This window comes from Azotobacter chroococcum (assembly GCF_002220155.1).
Classification (GTDB): domain Bacteria; phylum Pseudomonadota; class Gammaproteobacteria; order Pseudomonadales; family Pseudomonadaceae; genus Azotobacter; species Azotobacter chroococcum.
This window is the reverse complement of the sequence record NZ_CP011835.1, coordinates 3,680,150-3,697,399: the sequence shown is the minus strand read 5'-3', so window position 1 is coordinate 3,697,399 and position 17,250 is coordinate 3,680,150. Positions and strand designations below refer to the sequence as shown.

Below are 17,250 nucleotides of genomic sequence, written 5' to 3'. Positions count from 1 at the left end.
GTTCTCCGGGCAGGAGCCGTCCGGCCGTGAGGCTGGACGGCGATGCCTGCAGTGCAGTTGGGGGAAGGGGGAGGCTTAGAAGCGGTAGTTGGCCGCGACCGTGAAGGCGCGTCCGGGCGCCGGCTGGCGGCCCATGGGACTGGTGTCGATGCCGCGGAAGTAGTACTCGCGGCCAAACAGGTTGCTGACGCCGAGCGAGGTGGTCAGCTCGCTTTCCTTGAGCTTGAACTTGCGCTCCAGCGAGGTGTTCCAGATCCAGTAGGAGGGCAGCTCGCCGTAGGAGCCGGTGGCGTTCTCCTCGCGGTGGTTGGCGTCGTCCGAGTAGGCCTCGCTGACGTACAGGCCGTCCAGGGTGTAGGTCCAGCCCTCGGCGAAGCGCCAGCGGCCGTCGACGTTGAACTGGCTCTGGGAGGCGTAGGGCACCTCGTTGCCTTCGTACTGGCCGGTGCGGATCCTGGCGTCGAGGAAGGCGTAGCTGGCGTGCAGGTCGAGGTTGGGCATGGCCGCCGGGGTCCAGAACAGCTCGGTCTCGAAGCCCTGCTGGCGGGTGCTGCCGACGTTCTTCCAGGCGCCGTCCTGGAAGACGATCTGGTCGTCGAAGTCGATGCGGTACAGGTTGAAGTCGTAGCGCAGGTTCGGCAGGGGCGTGTAGCGGAAGCCGGCCTCGTAGTTCCAGGCAACCTCGGAGCTGACGTCGCCGTCATAGACGATGGTGGTGATCTGCGGCACGCGCAGCGAGCGCTGGGCGTTGGCGAAGAGGAACCAGTCGTCGGTGATCTGGTAGCCGACGGTCAGGCCGGGCAGCCATTCGTCGTCGAGGTTCTCGGTCTTCTTGCCGCTGACCGCGTCCGAATAGTCCTGGTGCACGCGTTCGTGGCGGATGCCGGGGGTGACGGTCAGGCGGCCGTCGAGCATGCTGATGGCGTTGCTGATGTAGGTGGCCTTGCCTTCGGTGTCGAAGTCCCAGTCGCGGACGGTGGTCACCGCGCCGCTCTTCAGGTCTTCCCGGTAGACCTCGAACTCGGTGTCTTCGCGGACGTAGCGGCCGCCGATCAGCCAGGTCTGGTTCACCTTGTCGCCGTAGATGGTGAAGCTCACGCGCGGCTCGAGTCCCCAGACCTTGTAGTCGCGGGGCGCGTCCTGCTCGTAGGCCGGCGGATTTTCCGGGTTGAAGGTGCGTTTGGAGTCCAGGCCGACGTAGAAGTTGCGGTAGTCGTGGTGGCCGAAGCCGGTGAAGCTGAACTCCACGTCGTCGGCGAAGCCGATGCTGCCCAGGTACTGCTTGTAGGTGCCCCACAGGCGGTCGGTGTCGCCCTCGAAGCGGTCGAGGGGGCGGGTCGAGTCGCGGCGGTCGTCCTTGTAGTCGTCCTTGCTGAGGGCGCCGGCCAGCTCCATGTCGGCGTCGTAGCGCTGGACGCCGAAGCTCAGGCTGCGGTTCTCGTCGATGTCCCACTGGCCGCGCAGGCGGATGTTCTCGACGTCGGTGTCGGAGTTGTCGCGCTCGTAGTGGCCGCTCTTGGTGTTGTACTCGAAGAACAGGCCGAGGCTGTCGGTGACCTGGCCGCCGGTGCTGAAGTAGGTGTCGTACAGCTGGTGGCCGCCTTCGTAGAAGGTGATGCGCTCGGCGAGGTTGTGCTCCCACTTCTTGGGAATCGGCTTGCTGATGAAGTTGATCACCCCGCCGACGTTGTTCGGGCCGTACTGCACCGCGGCGCCGCCGCGCACGATGTCGATCCGCTCGACGGTCGCCAGGGTCTGCGGGAACAGCGACAGGCTGGTCTGGCCGTAGGGCGACAGGGACAGCGGGATACCGTCGGAGAGCACCTGCACGCGGCCGCTGCGGCTCTCGTAGAGGCCGCGCACGGAGATCTGCGGCAGCACGCCGGTGCCGGTCTCGTCGAAGATCTTCACGCCCGGCACGCGCTGCAGCGCATCGTCCAGGCCGCGCACGCTGGCTTTCTCGAGGTCCTCGGCCTTGACCACGCTGCGGCTGCCCGAGTAGGTGCGGACTTCCTCGTCGGTGGCCTGGCCGAGCACGTCGCCCTTGATCACGGTGGCAGAGAGCGAGACCTTCTCCTCCTTGGAGGCCTCGTTTTCCTGGCGCTCCTCGGCGAGCGCGGGTTGAGCCAGCGCCACGGCCACAGCCAGCAGGCTGAAGGACCAGCTGAACTGGCGAGTGTTGGTTTTCATGGATGGTCGGACTTCTGTGGGTTAATGGAAACTGTTCAGGCGACTCTTCAGCGCGGCGAGCAGCAGGCCGCGGTCTTCGCCGGCGAGGAAGCTCCTGATGCCCTGGCCGCGCCAGTGGCGGATCTGTTCGGGGGTGCGCGGGTTGGCGCAGAAGGGCACACCGGCGGCGGCGCAGGCGGCGGCCATCGACTGCAGCGCTTCCCAGACCTGCGGATGGGTCGGATCGGGGCCGAGCTGCAGGTCGAGGGCCAGGTCGAGGGCGCCTTCGAGGATCATGCCGACCCCCGGCAGGGCGAGAATCTCCGGCAGGGCCGCGAGGCCGGCGGCGCTTTCGATCATCGGCACGATGCGCGGCTCGCCGTTGGCCAGTTCGATGTAGTCCGGCAGCGCCAGGCTGCCGAAGCCGGTGACCCGTCCGCCGCTGATGCCGCGCCGGCCGCGGGGCGGGAAACAGGCGGCGGCGATGGCCCGCTCGACTTCCGCGGCGCTTTCCACCCGCGGCAGCACGATGGCTTCGACGCCGGCGTCCAGGGCCCGGCCGATCAGCTTCTCGTCCACCTCGGGCAGGCGCAGCCAGGGCGCGATGCCGGCGCTTTCGCAGGCGCGCAGGCAGTGCATCAGCTCGTCGCCGGAGCGCAGCAGGTGCTCCATGTCGAGGATCACGAAGTGATAGCCGGCGGCGGCGATCATTTCGCAGAGCAGGGGAGAAGGCACCGAATTGAGCAAGCCAAAGACTTCGTCGCCCTGCCGCAGCCGGGCGAACACAACGGATTGTCTGAGCATCGTGTGTATGTATGTGTGTCTGCTGTATTAATGAGAATTGTTATTGTTTTGTAAGCTAAACGTCAAGGGTTCCGTTTCGTATTAATGGGTTGGGCCGCAAATCGCCCGCCGGGCGACCGGCTAACGCCCGACAGGCAAATCCGGGCAAGATAGGCGGTGACAGAACGACAGAGAGTCCGATCGTGAATACCGACAGCGATGCCTTCATCGTCGCGGCCACCGCCGAGGAGGCGGTGGACCGCCTCGCCGCCCTGCACCTGCGCGCCACCTCCGCCCTGCGCCAGGCGCTCAAGCGCTACCTGACCGAGCGGGTCGAGCCGGATGCCGCACAGCGCCACCTGTTCCGCTATCCCGAGCTGCGCCTGACCCACCTGCCGCAGGGCCAAGTGCCCTCCACCATCCGTGCCTATGCCCGGGTCCAGGCCGCCGGCGTCTACAGCGCCACCGTGACCCAGCCGCAGGCCTTCCGCCGCTATCTGCTCGACCAGCTGCGCCCGCTGATGAACGACTTCAACGTGCAGGTCGAGGTCGGCGTGGGGATACAGGACATTCCCTATCCCTATGTGGTGGAGCAGGGCGACGAGCTGGGCGGCTCGGGGATCACCGCCGCCGAGCTGGCGCGGGTCTTCCCCAGCACCGACCTGGCCGCGGCCTCCGACGACGTCGCCGACGGCCTGCTCGCCTGGGCCGGTGCCGAGTCCTTCCCGCTGGCGCTGTTCGATGCGGCGCGGGTGGACTTCTCCCTGCGCCGCCTGGTGCACTACACCGGCAGCGACTGGCGCCACGTGCAGCCGTGGATCCTCTTGACCAACTACCACCGCTACGTCGACCAGTTCGTCCGCCACGGCCTCGAGCGGCTGCGCGAGGACGGCCGCTTCGTGCGCCTGGTGCTGCCGGGCAACGTGATCATCGAGCGCGGGACTTCCGAGGAGGACGCCCAGGCGGTGGCCGACGCGGTGGTCTGGCACCGCTACCAGATGCCGGCCTACCACCTGATCGCCGAGGACGGCCACGGCATCACCCTAGTGAACATCGGCGTCGGCCCATCGAACGCGAAGAACATCACCGACCACCTGGCGGTGCTGCGCCCGCACTGCTGGCTGATGATCGGCCACTGCGGCGGCCTGCGGCAGTCGCAGACCATCGGCGACTATGTGCTGGCGCACGCCTACATGCGCCGCGACGGCATCCTCGACCGGGTGCTGCCGCCGCACATTCCGCTGCCGGCGCTGGCCGAGGTGCAGCAGGCGCTGCAGGAGGCCGCCGCGCAGGTCACCGGGGAGCAGGGCGAGGCCTTGAAGCGCCGCCTGCGCACCGGCACCGTGCTGACCTACGACGACCGCAACTGGGAGCTGCGCTGGGCCCAGGAGCGGCCGCTGATCAACCTCTCGCGGGCGGTGGCGGTGGACATGGAGAGCGGCACCATCGCCGCCCAGGGCTATCGCCTGCGGGTGCCCTACGGCACCCTGCTGTGCGTCTCGGACAAGCCGCTGCACAGCGAGATCAAGCTGCCCGGCGCGGCGAACGCCTTTTACGAGCGGGCGGTGAGCCAGCACCTGCGCATCGGCATCGCCGCCCTCGATCTGCTGCGCGGCCAGCTCGACACCCTGCACTCGCGCAAGCTGCGCAGCTTCGACGAGCCGCCGTTCCGCTGAGTGCCGCGGCCTGCCGCCGTAGGGTGGGTCAGGCCGCAGGCCGTACCCATCGACCGGCCGTCAGGCCGGCAATGGGGATGCCTGCCGGCATCCTTGGCGGGTTACGCCGCGTTGCGGCTAACCCGCCCTACGCACTGGCAGGTGGAAAAGACCTGCGGTCGTTTTCCACCATGCGCTGTTCAGGCGCTGCCGGCCACGCCGAGCATGCCCTGCCGCTCGATGAAGGCGATGATTGCGTCGAGGCCCTGGCCGGTCTTCTGGTTGCTGAACACGAACGGCCGCTCGCCGCGCATCTTGCGGGCGTCGCGCTCCATCACCTCCAGCGAGGCGCCGACCATGGGCGCCAGGTCGATCTTGTTGATCACCAAGAGGTCCGACTTGCAGATCCCCGGGCCGCCCTTGCGCGGCAGCTTGTCGCCGGCGGAGACGTCGATCACGTAGAGGGTCAGGTCGGAGAGTTCCGGGCTGAAGGTGGCGGAGAGGTTGTCGCCGCCGGACTCGACGAGGATCAGCTCGAGGCCGGGGAAGCGGCGGTTGAGCTGGTCGACCGCCTCCAGATTGATCGAGGCGTCCTCGCGGATCGCCGTGTGCGGGCAGCCGCCGGTTTCCACGCCGATGATCCGCTCCGGCGCCAGCGCCTCGTTGCGCACCAGGAACTCGGCGTCCTCCTGGGTGTAGATGTCGTTGGTCACCACGGCGAGGTTGTAGCGCTCGCGCAGGGCCCGGCACAGCGCCAGGGTCAGGGCGGTCTTGCCGGAACCGACCGGGCCGCCGATGCCGACGCGCAGGGGTTGGCTGTTCATTGTGGTTGTCTCCTGTCAGGAACGGAAAAGACGGCTGTACTGGCGCTCGTGGGCCATGCTGGCCAGGGCCAGGCCGAAGGCGGCGCTGCCCCAGTCGTCGGGCTCGCGCGCGCAGGCCGTGCGCTGCGCCTCGGACAGCGCCGGCAGCAGGGCCGAGGTCAGGCGCTGGGCGGCCTGCTGGCCGAGTGGCAGGGTCTTCATCAGCACCGCCAGCTGGTTCTCCAGCCAGCTCCACAGCCAGGCGGCGAGGGCGTCCGCAGGCGCGATGCCCCAGGCGCGCGCCGCCAGCGCCCAGGCCGGCGCCAGGCCGGGTTCGGCGATCCGTGCCAGGAAGCTGCGCGAGGGCGTGTCCAGCTCCGGCAGGTCCTCCAGCAGCTGGCGCAGGGAGTAGCCCATCTGCCGGCTTTCCAGGTGCAGTTCGCGGGTTTCGCGGCTGGCGCGGTGGTGTTCGGCGAGCTCTTCCAGCCTCTCCCAGTCGCCATCCGCGGCGGCCGTGCACTGGGCCAGCAGCAGCGGCGCCTCGAAGCGGGCGAGGTTGAGCAGCAGCTGGTCTTCCAGCCAGCGCCGGGCGCTGGCGCTGTCATGCACCAGGCCCCGTTCGACGGCCAGCTCCAGGCCCTGGGAATAGCTGTAGCCGCCGATCGGCAGCTGCGGGCTGGCGAGGCGCAGCAGCGCCCAGGTCGCACTCATTTGCGCACGCCGAACTGGTGCAGCTTCGGTGCGTAGCTGAATTCGGCCTCGCCGGCGTGGGAGTGGTGGTGGCCGCCGCCGTAGGCGCCGTGTTCGGGCTGGAAGGGCGCCTCGATGGCCTCCACGCTGGCGCCGAGCTTGAGCAGCATGTCCTTCAGCACATAGTCGTCGAGCAGGCGCAGCCAGCCGTCGCCGAGCTGCAGGGCGACGTGGCGGTTGCCCAGGTGGTAGGCGGCGCGGGTCAGTTCGAAGGCGCTGGCGCAGGTGACGTGCAGCAGCTTTTCGGGACGGGCGCGGACGCGGACGACGCGGCCGTCGTCGGCCAGCAGGCAGTCGCCGTCGGCCAGCGGCGGCTGGCCGCGCTCGAGGAACAGGCCGACGTCCTCGCCGGCGCTGGTGAAGCAGCGCAGGCGGCTCTTGCTGCGCGCCTCGAAGGTCAGTTCCAGTTCGGCGTCCCAGGCGGGGCGCGGCGCGGTGCGTTGGCGAATCGTCAGCATGGGCGGATTCCGTCGGAGAGGCGGCCGGGGCCGGGCGCCGTTCACGGGCGACAGGCGGTCATCGGCTGACTGTAGGGCCTGACGGAGCGTTTTTCTAGAACAGCGGATGCTCCAGGCGCAGCGTCAGGGAGTCGTCGCACTGGGCGTTCTGCCCCGAATAGGCGCTGCAGCCGTTGCCGCGCAGATCCGAGCCGCTGTAGCTGACGCCGACCTGCAGGCCGAGCCAGGGGCGCGACAGGTTCAGCGACCAGTCGTTGAAGCGCTGCAAGCTGGCGCCGTCGGACAGCTGCACCGGGCGGTCCAGGGCATGGTTGGCGTAGGTCAGGGTCATGTCCAGGTTCAGCGGATGCAGCAGGTCCAGGTCGAGCAGCAGGGTGCCGTCGCTGCGCCCGGGGGCCAGGTTCCAGGCGGCGCCCAGGCGGCTGTCCGCGAGGCTGATGCCGGCGTACAGCTCGTGCCGGTCGAGGTCCTCCAGGCGCGGGAAGCTGTAGCGGATCAGGCCGAACTCGTAGCCCAGGGTGTCGTCGGAGGCGCGCTGGTAGCCCAGGTAGGAGTTCAGCTCCAGCCGGCTGTTGCCGAGCAGGCCGGCGCTCGGCGACCAGTTGCCGAGGTACCAGCCGTCGGGGTGGGTCAGGTCGAAGCCGCCGTGGAAGGTGCCGACCCGCTCCGGCTGCACCAGTCCCTGGGCCATGCTGCGGCTCGGCGTCGAGCCGAGTTTCAGTTTGAGGTCGCCCAGTTCGCGCTCCAGCATCTGGGCCTGTGCCGTCGCGGCTGCTCCGGCGAGCAGCGCCAGAACCGCCTTGCTCCTGCCAATCATCGCTTTCTCCCTGTTTCCGCTTGGGCCGCCGGCTGCCTCCGTATCCAGCCGATGCCTCGGGCAAGGCCGCAGGATAACGCCTGCCCGGCGGCCAGGCCCAGTCGTGTCAAAGCGCCAGAGGGTTTGTTGCATTCGCTGCAATGGCATGCGGATGTTTTTGCGCTTGATGCTTATCAAGCATAACGCTTAGGCTGCTTTCGGTTCCTTCCGTCCGTCCCTTGTCGAGGGTTCGTCCTTGAACACCGCCTCCCATCCGTTCCACGGGATACTGCTGATTCTCGCCGCCGGACTGGTCCTGGCCAGCCATGACGGCATGGCCAAGTACCTGGCGCTGAGCCATCCGCTGATCCTGGTGGTCTGGGCGCGCTATCTGTCGCAGAGCACCGCGATGCTGCTGCTGTTCGGGCCGCGCCGGGGATTGGCCATCGTCCGCACGTCCCACCCGCTGCTGCAGCTGGTCCGGGGGCTGTGCCTGGTCGCGGTCAGCCTGCTGTTCGTCTCGTCCCTGCGCCACATCCCGATTGGCGAGGCGACCGCGGTGCTGTTCCTGGCGCCGCTGTTCATCACCGGGCTGTCGGCGACGCTGCTGCGCGAGCGGGTCAGCCGCGGCCAGTGGGGGGCGGTGATCCTCGGTCTGCTCGGCGTGCTGGTCATCGTGCGGCCGGGCGGCGCGCTGTTCACCCCGGCGGCCCTGCTGCCGCTGGGCGCGGCGCTGTGTCTGGCGGTCTTCATGCTGCTCACCCGGCGTCTCAGCGAGAGCGACGACCCGGTCACCTGCAACTTCCTCTCCAGCCTGGTCGGCTCCCTGCTGCTGAGCCTGCTGGTGCCGTTCTACTGGGAGACGCCGGACCTGCACGACGGCCTGCTGCTCTCCGTGGTGGGCGGCGTGGCCATGTTCGGGCACCTGCTGCTGAGCCATGCGTACCGCTACGCCAGTGCCGCGACCCTGGCGCCCTTCACCTATTCGCAGCTGATCTTCGCCGTGCTGGTCGGCCTTGTCGCCTTCGGCCATGTGCCGGATGGCGGCGCCCTGCTGGGCATCGCCATCGTCATCGCCAGCGGGGTGCTGTCGGTCTGGGTGCAGCGGCGGACGGCCTGAGCGCCTGCCGCTGCGGCCGGGGAGGGGATCAGAGCCCGAAGTCGCCCGGGTTCAGGCCGAGTTCGGCGCAGATGCTGCGGCAGACGGTGCGCTCGCCTTCGTCGAAGTTGCCGTCGGAGTTGCCGATCGCACAGCAGACGCGCACCAGCAGGCGGGCCGCATCGTCCTTGCCGCGCAGCTTGCAGACCGTGCGCAGCGCCTCGGCGCGGCCGATCTCGGCATCGAATTCGAACTTGAGGCAGATGTCGGTGAAGGCCTTGATGACCTCGTTGAGATCGAACACCTTGAGCTCGTTCGAGTTCTGGATGAAGCCGATCATCTTCTGCTTTTCGCTGCTGCTGATGCTGCCGTCGGCGGCCGCCACCAGCGCGCAGCCGGCGACCACTGCTTCCATGAACTCGCGGTTGCGGAACTTGGTCACTTCAGTGGCGAGCTTTTCGCGTGCTGCAGCCGTGTTGCTTTTCAGCCAATCGAGCATTGGGTTACTCCTGATCAAGTGTTGCCGGGGACGGCGGCCGACTATGGTCGATCCGCTGCAGTTTGGCCAGTGCCGTGCCCGGACCGTGCGCGGGATACGGCCCGGCAGCCCGCGCAGAGCCTGACGCCCGGCGCAGGCATGGATATGTATCCGGATTTTCGGGTTTCAAGGGCGACGCCCGTTTCGGCACCCGGCGCGGGCCTTCTGCCAGGCACCGCGGCCGGCGGTTGGGGGCGGGCTCAGGGGCTGACCGAGTAGCCGCGGGCGCTCATGCAGTTGATATAGGCCTGCTCGGCATTCGCGCTGCTCTGCTCGCTGCCGCGGTCGTCACGGCGGTCGTCACGGCGCTCCTGGCGCTGGCGGGAGCCGCTGACCGCCACGCCGGCGGCCGCTGCCTGGCGCGCCTGTTCCTGGCGGTATTCCTCCTTGAGGTCGTCGTCGGCTTTGTCGTAGAGCTCCTCGTGCTGCTTACCGCGCACCTCGGCGACCGCCGCGCCGGCTGCAGCGCCTTTCGCCGCGCCGCGCACGCGTCCGCCCTCTCGGGAATCGTCGTCGCTGGACGAGCTGGCCTGGGTGCTGCCGGCCTGCGACTGGCAGGCGGCGACGTCCGCCTGGATCTGGTCCGGGGTCTGGCCTTTCAGCGGGACCACGGTGGCCGCGCGGGCATCGAGCAGCGCGCCGGCCAGCAGCAGTCCCGTGAAGGCGTGCAGGGCAGTGAATCGGGGCATGGGTAGTTCTCCTGAGGGGTTCGCCGAAGCGTGTGGTCCCTCCAGTCTGGACCCGCCCCCGCGGTCCTGCACGGCGCCGCCGCGCCCTTCTTCAGAAGAGGAAATAGCGCTGCGCCAGCGGCAGCCCCTCGGCTCAATGGTCGCCGGCGGTGCCGCGGCGGGCCTGCCACTGGCTCCATTCGAAGCCCAGCACCACCAGCAGCGACAGGACGAAGGGTATCAGCAGGTAGAAGCCGCGGAAGACGAGCAGTGCGGCCAGCACGTCCGCTGGATCGAGTTCCGGCAGGGCGGCGAGGAAGGTCACCTCGAGCACGCCGAGGCCGCCGGGGGCGTGCGACAGCAGGGCCAGGGAGAAGGAGGCGAGGAACACGCCGAGTACCGTCAGGTAGCCGGGGCTGTTTTCCGCGGGCAGGGCGAAATAGATGATTGCCGCGGCGCAGAGCAGCTCCAGCGGTCCGGCGAGCAACTGGCGGCCGACGATCGGCAGGCTCGGGTACTCGATGTGCAGCTTGCCCAGGGTCCAGGGCTTGAACCGGCGCCAGGAGCCGAGCACGTAGAGGGCCACCAGCGACAGCAGGGCGCCGCCGATCGTCACCGAGAGCGGCGGCGGGATCTCGACCAGGCGCTGGATCAGCGAGGGCTGCAGCACCAGCACGCAGCCGCCGGTCAGCAGGGTGCCGAGGGCGAAGGTCAGGGAGCAGAAGACGATGAGGATGCCGATCTCGTGGGGCGACAGGCCCTTGGTGCGGTAGGCGCGGTAGCGCACCATGGCGCCGGAGAACACCGAGGCGCCGATGTTGTGGGCCAGGGCGTAGGTGGTGAAGGAGCAGAGGGTGATGAAGCGCCAGGGGATGCGCTTGCCCAGGTGGGCGATGGCGATACGGTCGTACCAGGCCAGCGCCCAGTAGGCGCCGCAGGTGGCCGTCGAGGCCATCAGCCAGCTACTGGTGGGGATCGCCCGCAGGCTGTCGGCGATATCTGTCAGGGAAATGTTCTGCAGTTCGCGGTAAAGCAGGAAGCAGGACAGCACCACAGCCCCGAGACCGATCAGCGTCCAGATGAGATCGCTTCGCTTTTTCAAGGGCTTGGCTCCTTATTCTCTCGACGGTGCGTTCCGCACGACGCCTTTAGGGTCTGTTGACGTTTTGGCGTGAGCCGCGTTGCCGCGTCAAATGCCGCCAGGCAAGGCGCGGGTCGCCGGCAATGGTCATTCCCTTGCCAAGACCCGCAACGCCGCATGGCGGCATTTGCCGCGCAACCCGCAGGGACGGGATCCGTTTGGCGCAGCACGGCGTCGCTCGTCGTTCATTTGGAATGACCAAACTTCTCTCCTCGTTCCTTGTTCTGCGCCAAACGGGCCGCCGTCGCGGCCTACGCCAAAACGTCAGCAGACCCTGATGCCCGTTTCGCGGCCAGCTTAACGCATGGCGCCGCGCAGTATCCCGAAGCTGCTGGCCGGGCTCAACTCACCCGCTTGCCCTGGGCGTTACCGGACGTGTCGTCGCTGCGGGGCGCAGATGAGCGGCAGTCGGCCGGCAGCGACCGGCGGGCCTGGCGGTGGTCGCTGCCAGCGGCAATGGCCAGAAGCCAGTGCTGGCCGGCCGAGAGGTTAGAAGAGGAAGTAGCGCTGCGCCAGCGGCAGCACCTCGGCCGGTTCGCACCAGAGCAGCTGGCCGTCGGCCCTGACCTGGTAGGTCTGCGGGTCGACCTCGATCTGCGGGGTGGCGCTGTTGTGGATCAGGTCCTTCTTCTGCACGTTCCGGCAGCCCTTGACCACGCCGATGCGCTTCTGCAGCCCGAGCTGCTCCGGCACTCCGGCGGCCAGCGCCGCCTGGCTGATGAAGGTGATGCTGGTGGCGTGGCGCGAGCCGGCGAAGCTGGCGAACATCGGCCGGTAGTGCACCGGCTGCGGGGTGGGGATCGAGGCGTTGGCGTCGCCCATCAGGCTCGCGGCGATGGCGCCGCCCTTGAGGATCAGCGACGGCTTCACGCCGAAGAACGCCGGGCGCCAGAGCACCAGGTCGGCCCACTTGCCGACCTCCACCGAGCCGACCTCGTGGCTGATGCCGTGGGTGATCGCCGGGTTGATGCTGTACTTGGCGACGTAGCGCTTGACCCGGAAGTTGTCGTTGCCCGGCGCGTCCTCGGGCAGGGCGCCGCGCTGCTTCTTCATCTTGTCGGCGGTCTGCCAGGTGCGGACGATCACCTCGCCGACCCGGCCCATGGCCTGGCTGTCGGAGCTGATCATGCTGAAGGCGCCGAGGTCGTGAAGGATGTCCTCGGCGGCGATGGTTTCGCGGCGGATGCGGCTTTCGGCAAACGCAACGTCCTCGGCGATGCTCGGGTCGAGGTGGTGGCAGACCATCAGCATGTCCAGGTGCTCGTCGATGGTGTTGCGGGTGAACGGCCGGGTCGGGTTGGTCGAGCTGGGCAGCACGTTGGGCAGGCTGCAGGCCTTGATGATGTCCGGCGCGTGGCCGCCGCCGGCGCCTTCGGTGTGGTAGGTGTGGATGGTGCGGCCCTTGAAGGCGGCCAGGCTGGTCTCGACGAAGCCGGACTCGTTGAGGGTGTCGGTGTGGATCGCCACCTGCACGTCGTACTGGTCGGCGACGCTCAGGCAGTTGTCGATGGCCGCCGGGGTGGTGCCCCAGTCCTCGTGGAGCTTGAGGCCGATGGCGCCGGCCTCGATCTGCTCGGCCAGGGGCTTGGGCAGGCTGACGTTGCCCTTGCCGGTGAAGCCGAGGTTCATCGGGAAGGCGTCGGCGGCCTGCAGCATGCGCGCGATGTGCCAGGGGCCGGGCGTGACGGTGGTGGCGTTGGTGCCGGTGGCCGGTCCCGTGCCGCCGCCGATCATGGTGGTGATGCCGCTCATCAGCGCCTCTTCGATCTGCTGCGGGCAGATGAAGTGGATGTGGCTGTCGATGCCGCCGGCGGTGAGGATCATCCCCTCGCCGGCGATCACCTCGGTGGCGGCGCCGATGGCGATGGTCACCCCCGGCTGGATGTCCGGATTGCCGGCCTTGCCGATGGCGGCGATGCGCCCGTTCTTGAGGCCGACGTCGGCCTTGACGATGCCCCAGTGGTCGAGGATCAGCGCGTTGGTGATCAGGGTGTCGACCACCGCGTCACTCGCGAGCTGGCCCTGGCCCATGCCGTCGCGGATCACCTTGCCGCCGCCGAACTTCACCTCCTCGCCGTAGACGGTGAAGTCCTGCTCCACCTCGATCCACAGGTCGGTGTCGGCCAGGCGCACCCGGTCGCCGACCGTGGGGCCGAACATGTCGGCGTAGGCTTGTCTGCTGATTTTCATGGCGTTCGTTCCTGTCTGTAGGGTGGACAACGCTCTGCTTGTCCACCGCGTTTTCCGTGAGCGGTGGAAAAGCCTGCGGCGTTTTCCACCCTACGCAAGGGTATGGGGAGGGACGGCTACAGCTCGCCCATCACCCGCCCGGCGAAGCCGTAGACCCGGCGCAGGCCGGCCAGCTCGACCAGCTCGACCTCGCGGCTCTGCCCCGGCTCGAAGCGCACCGCGGTGCCGGCCGGGATGTTCAGACGCATGCCGCGGGCCTGCGCGCGGTCGAAGAGCAGGGCGTCGTTGGTCTCGAAGAAGTGGTAGTGGGAGCCGACCTGGATCGGCCGGTCGCCCGTGTTGGCCACGGACAGGACGAGGGTGCGGCGGCCGGCGTTGAGTTCGATCTCGCCGTCCTGGATCTGGTATTCGCCGGGGATCATCGCGGGTTCCTCATGCGATCGGTTGGTGCACGGTCACCAGCTTGGTGCCGTCGGGGAAGGTGGCCTCGATCTGGATCTCCGGGATCATCTCCGGCACGCCCTCCATCACCTGGTCGCGGGTCAGCAGGGTGGTGCCGATGTGCATCAGCTCGGCCACCGTATGGCCGTCGCGGGCGCCCTCGAGCAGGGCGGCGGAAATGTAGGCCACGGCTTCCGGGTGGTTGAGCCTGAGGCCGCGGGCCAGGCGCCGCTCGGCCAGCAGGCCGGCGGTGAAGATCAGCAGCTTGTCTTTCTCGCGGGGCGTCAGATCCATTCAGGTGCTCCAGATGCGGGGGGGAAGGGCGTCGCGGCCGAGCAGGGCGGGGCGCAGCAGGCGCCAGAGGTCGATCAGCCAGGCGCGGGCGTGCAGAGCCTGATAGGCCAGGCAGCGGCCGACCAGGAGATTCGGCAGTTGGGTGAGGTCGCCGCGCACCCGGGCGGGCAGCTCGCGGCAGCGCGCCAGCAGCGCGGCGTCGATCTCGCCTGTGACCAGCAGGGTGGCGAACACCGGCGCGCCGTCCAGGCCGATCGGCGAGTCGAGCAGGCTGTCGCCGCCGTCCAGGCGCTGGCGCTCGTGCCAGAGCAGGCGGCCGTCGCGGCGGATGTCCAGGGCGGCGCGGTAGCGGCCGGCAGCGAAGCGCTCGCCGCTGGCCGGCCGGCCGAGGGCGACGATGTCCCAGTAGAACAGCCGGGCGTCACTCTCCAGTTCGATCCGCGTGGACAGCTCGGCCTGGGCGGCGGAGTAGACGATGGTTTCCTGGGGCAGCCATTCCAGGGTGGCGCCGGCCGCCACGTGCAACCTTAATTGCTGCATGGCCGGGGCGGCGGCGCGGTACCACTTGGCCGCGCCGGGGCTGGTCAGCTGCGCCCAGGCGCCGCTGCCGACCTCGGCGGCGATCTCCAGGCGGTCGCCGCCGGCGATGCCGCCCGGCGGATGCACGAGGATGTGCTGGCAGACCTGCGGCCCTTCCGGGTAGAGGTGCTTCTGCACCCGCAGCGGCCCCGCGTGGCGGCGCCGCACCGGGCGCGTGGCGTCGCCGGCCCGGGCATAGGCGAGGTCCAGCTCGGCGTGCCAGGCGGGGCTGAACAGGACGGGAGCCGTGGGCGCGTTCATCGGGGTCTGCCGTGGTCGTGGAGCGCCAGTGTAGCGTGGCGCCGAGGGCCGCTCTAGGCCACCGGGGTAGGCTGGCCGCCGCGGCTCTGCTTCAATGGCGCCAGGGCGTCCCTGCGGGTTGCGCGGCAAATGCCGCCATGCGGCGTTGCGGGTCTTGGCAAGGGAATGACCATTGCCGGCGACCCGCGCCTTGCCTGGCGGCATTTGACGCGGCAACGCGGCTCACGCCCAAACGTCAACAGGCCCTAAGGTTTCCGCACACGACCTTTTTCCGGGAGGGGTTCCCATGAGCGGTTTTGCCCATGCCGTCGGCGGCCAGACCTGGCGCTTCGACAGTCTTCGCGAACTGCTGGCCAAGGCCAGCCCGGCGCGTTCCGGCGACTACCTGGCCGGGGTGGCGGCAGACAGCGACGCCGAACGGGTGGCGGCGCAGATGGCGCTGGCCGAGGTGCCGCTCGGGCACTTCCTGAACGAGGCGGTGATCCCCTACGAGGCGGACGAGGTCACCCGGCTGATCCTCGACAGCCACGACGCCGCGGCCTTCGCCCCGGTCGCCCATCTCACCGTCGGCGGCCTGCGCGACTGGCTGCTCGGCCCGGCGGCCGACGAGGCGAGTCTGCGCGCCCTGGCGCCGGGACTGACCCCGGAGATGGCCGCCGCGGTGTCCAAGCTGATGCGCGTCCAGGACCTGGTGCTGGTGGCGCAGAAGATCCGCGTGGAGACGCGCTTTCGCAACAGCCTCGGGCAGCGCGGACGGCTTTCCACCCGTCTGCAGCCCAACCATCCCACCGACGATCCGGCGGGCATCGCCGCCAGCGTCCTCGACGGCCTGCTCTACGGCAACGGCGACGCGGTGATCGGCGTCAACCCGGCCAGCGACAGCCTGGAGGCGATCGGCGAACTGCTGAAAATGCTCGACGCGGTGATCCAGCGCTACCAGATCCCCACCCAGGCCTGCGTGCTCACCCATGTCACCTCGTCGATCGCCGCCATCGAGCGCGGCCTGCCGGTCGACCTGGTGTTCCAGTCGATCGCCGGCACCCAGGCGGCCAACGCCAGCTTCGGCATCGACCTGGAGCTGCTGCGCGAGGGCTACGAAGCCGGCCTCAGCCTCAAGCGCGGCAGCCTCGGCGACAACCTGATGTACTTCGAGACCGGGCAGGGCAGCGCGCTGTCGGCCAACGCCCACCACGGCGTCGACCAGCAGACCTGCGAGGCGCGCGCCTACGGCGTGGCGCGGCGCTTCAGGCCGCTTCTGGTGAACACCGTGGTCGGTTTCATCGGCCCGGAATACCTCTACAACGGCAAGCAGATCATCCGCGCCGGGCTCGAGGACCACTTCTGTGGCAAGCTGCTCGGCCTGCCGATGGGCTGCGACATCTGCTACACCAATCACGCCGAGGCCGACCAGGACGACATGGACATGCTGCTGACCCTGCTCGGCGTGGCCGGGGTCAACTTCATCATGGGCGTGCCCGGTTCCGACGACGTGATGCTCAACTACCAGAGCACCTCCTTCCACGACGCCCTCTACGCCCGGCAGAGCCTCGGCCTGCGCGCCGCGCCGGAGTTCGAGGAGTGGCTCGCGCGGATGGGCATCCTGCGCCAGGACGGCGGCCGGCTGATCCTCGGCGACGAGCTGCCGGCGGCCTTCCGCCCGGCGCTGGCGCGTCTGTCCTGAGCCGGCGTAGGGTGGGCAACGGCGTAGCCTTGCCCACCGTTGTGGGGTTCCGGTGGAAAACGCTGCGCGGTTTTCCACCCTACGAGAGTCCCGGGAAGAGAATCAGCCTTTTTCGAGGTCGACATGTCCGACAGATCCCCCGCCACCGAAAACCCCTGGCAGCAACTGCGCCGCCTGACCCCGGCGCGCATCGCCCTCGGCCGCGCCGGCGCCAGCCTGCCGACCGCGGCGCATCTGTCCTTCCAGTTCGCCCATGCCCAGGCGCGCGACGCCGTGCACCTGCCGTTCGAACCCGCCGCCCTGCAGGACGGGCTGCGCCAGCGCGGCCTCGACAGCCTGCTGCTGCACAGCGCCGCCCGGGACCGCGACACCTACCTGCAACGGCCCGACCTGGGGCGCCGGCTGCAGGCAGAATCCGCCGCCCTGCTGCTCGAGCACCGGACTGCGCACGGCGGCGGCCGGGACCTGGCCATCGTCGTCGCCGACGGGCTGTCGGCGCTGGCCGTGCAGCGCCACGCCCTGCCGCTGCTCGACTGCCTGCTGGAGCGGCTACCGGCCGAGGGCTGGTCGCTGGCGCCGGTCAGCCTGGTCGAGCAGGGCCGGGTGGCGGTGGCCGACGAGATCGGCGAACTGCTCGGCGCGCGGATGACGGTCATCCTCATCGGCGAGCGGCCCGGTCTCAGCTCGCCGGACAGCCTGGGCCTGTACTTCACCTTCGCGCCGCGCATCGGCCTCACCGACGCCGCGCGCAACTGCATCTCCAACGTGCGCCCGGAGGGCCTGAGCTACGCCATGGCCGCCCACAAGCTGCTCTACCTGATGGGCGAGGCCTGCCGCCGCCAGCTCTCCGGGGTGGAACTGAAGGACGAGGCGCAACTGCTGCAACTGGACGGCGGTGCCTCGGGGCCGGGCAACTTCCTGCTCGGCGAGGGGTGAGGCTTGCC

Annotated in this window: 17 protein-coding genes; 4 read left to right on the top strand and 13 right to left on the bottom strand. The window is 69.2% G+C overall.

The window, feature by feature from the left end; all coding sequences use genetic code 11:
- Positions 1 to 75: 75 nt before the first annotated feature.
- Both ACG10_RS17225 and ACG10_RS17220 read right to left on the bottom strand, forming a co-directional pair.
- Entirely contained in the window at positions 76 to 2,190 is a 2,115-nt protein-coding gene (locus ACG10_RS17225; protein ID WP_089169150.1) for a TonB-dependent receptor family protein, read from the bottom strand.
- A 21-nt stretch (positions 2,191 to 2,211) separates the two neighbouring features.
- On the bottom strand, positions 2,212 to 2,973 hold the full coding sequence (locus ACG10_RS17220; RefSeq protein WP_039805855.1) for an HpcH/HpaI aldolase family protein: 762 nt from the start codon (positions 2,971 to 2,973) through the stop codon (positions 2,212 to 2,214).
- Positions 2,974 to 3,155: 182 nt separating this feature from the next.
- Here ACG10_RS17220 and amn point away from each other — a divergent pair, with 182 nt between their 5' ends.
- Positions 3,156 to 4,628: an AMP nucleosidase gene (amn, locus tag ACG10_RS17215; protein WP_039805854.1), complete on the top strand. Its 1,473-nt coding sequence runs from the start codon at positions 3,156 to 3,158 to the stop codon at positions 4,626 to 4,628.
- 179 nt (positions 4,629 to 4,807) lie between these two features.
- On the opposite strand, the gene ureG is transcribed toward amn, so the two are convergent.
- The 4 genes from ureG to ACG10_RS17195 form a co-directional block, all read right to left on the bottom strand.
- Complete coding sequence (gene ureG / locus ACG10_RS17210; protein ID WP_089169149.1) at positions 4,808 to 5,431, bottom strand: urease accessory protein UreG; 624 nt, start codon at positions 5,429 to 5,431, stop codon at positions 4,808 to 4,810.
- A 15-nt stretch (positions 5,432 to 5,446) separates the two neighbouring features.
- Complete coding sequence (locus tag ACG10_RS17205; protein WP_089169148.1) at positions 5,447 to 6,121, bottom strand: urease accessory protein UreF; 675 nt, start codon at positions 6,119 to 6,121, stop codon at positions 5,447 to 5,449.
- Positions 6,118 to 6,618: an urease accessory protein UreE gene (gene ureE / locus ACG10_RS17200; RefSeq protein WP_089169147.1), complete on the bottom strand. Its 501-nt coding sequence runs from the start codon at positions 6,616 to 6,618 to the stop codon at positions 6,118 to 6,120. The genes ACG10_RS17205 and ureE overlap by 4 nt, the downstream gene beginning before the upstream one ends.
- Positions 6,619 to 6,712: 94 nt before the next feature.
- Entirely contained in the window at positions 6,713 to 7,435 is a 723-nt protein-coding gene (locus ACG10_RS17195) for a TorF family putative porin (RefSeq protein ID WP_089169146.1), read from the bottom strand.
- A 235-nt stretch (positions 7,436 to 7,670) separates the two neighbouring features.
- Here ACG10_RS17195 and ACG10_RS17190 point away from each other — a divergent pair, with 235 nt between their 5' ends.
- On the top strand, positions 7,671 to 8,534 hold the full coding sequence (locus ACG10_RS17190; protein ID WP_232487135.1) for a DMT family transporter: 864 nt from the start codon (positions 7,671 to 7,673) through the stop codon (positions 8,532 to 8,534).
- 28 nt (positions 8,535 to 8,562) lie between these two features.
- On the opposite strand, the gene ACG10_RS17185 is transcribed toward ACG10_RS17190, so the two are convergent.
- From ACG10_RS17185 to ACG10_RS17155, 7 genes are all read right to left on the bottom strand, one after another.
- On the bottom strand, positions 8,563 to 9,012 hold the full coding sequence (locus tag ACG10_RS17185; RefSeq protein ID WP_089169145.1) for a tellurite resistance TerB family protein: 450 nt from the start codon (positions 9,010 to 9,012) through the stop codon (positions 8,563 to 8,565).
- A gap of 239 nt (positions 9,013 to 9,251) precedes the next feature.
- On the bottom strand, positions 9,252 to 9,740 hold the full coding sequence (locus ACG10_RS17180) for a YMGG-like glycine zipper-containing protein (RefSeq protein WP_232487134.1): 489 nt from the start codon (positions 9,738 to 9,740) through the stop codon (positions 9,252 to 9,254).
- Positions 9,741 to 9,873: 133 nt separating this feature from the next.
- Positions 9,874 to 10,821 (bottom strand): lysylphosphatidylglycerol synthase transmembrane domain-containing protein, encoded by a 948-nt coding sequence (locus ACG10_RS17175; protein WP_089169144.1) that lies wholly within the window; start codon positions 10,819 to 10,821, stop codon positions 9,874 to 9,876.
- 528 nt (positions 10,822 to 11,349) lie between these two features.
- Positions 11,350 to 13,050 carry an urease subunit alpha gene (ureC, locus tag ACG10_RS17170; RefSeq protein WP_089169143.1) on the bottom strand — a complete coding sequence of 567 codons (1,701 nt, stop codon included), beginning with the start codon at positions 13,048 to 13,050 and terminating at the stop codon, positions 11,350 to 11,352.
- Positions 13,051 to 13,166: 116 nt separating this feature from the next.
- Positions 13,167 to 13,472 (bottom strand): urease subunit beta, encoded by a 306-nt coding sequence (locus ACG10_RS17165; protein ID WP_039805844.1) that lies wholly within the window; start codon positions 13,470 to 13,472, stop codon positions 13,167 to 13,169.
- 10 nt (positions 13,473 to 13,482) lie between these two features.
- On the bottom strand, positions 13,483 to 13,785 hold the full coding sequence (locus ACG10_RS17160; RefSeq protein WP_039805843.1) for an urease subunit gamma: 303 nt from the start codon (positions 13,783 to 13,785) through the stop codon (positions 13,483 to 13,485).
- Complete coding sequence (locus ACG10_RS17155; RefSeq protein ID WP_089169142.1) at positions 13,786 to 14,625, bottom strand: urease accessory protein UreD; 840 nt, start codon at positions 14,623 to 14,625, stop codon at positions 13,786 to 13,788.
- A gap of 286 nt (positions 14,626 to 14,911) precedes the next feature.
- Here ACG10_RS17155 and ACG10_RS17150 point away from each other — a divergent pair, with 286 nt between their 5' ends.
- Entirely contained in the window at positions 14,912 to 16,306 is a 1,395-nt protein-coding gene (locus ACG10_RS17150) for an ethanolamine ammonia-lyase subunit EutB (protein WP_089169141.1), read from the top strand.
- A 123-nt stretch (positions 16,307 to 16,429) separates the two neighbouring features.
- Positions 16,430 to 17,242: an ethanolamine ammonia-lyase subunit EutC gene (eutC, locus tag ACG10_RS17145; RefSeq protein ID WP_089169140.1), complete on the top strand. Its 813-nt coding sequence runs from the start codon at positions 16,430 to 16,432 to the stop codon at positions 17,240 to 17,242.
- Positions 17,243 to 17,250 lie beyond the last annotated feature (8 nt).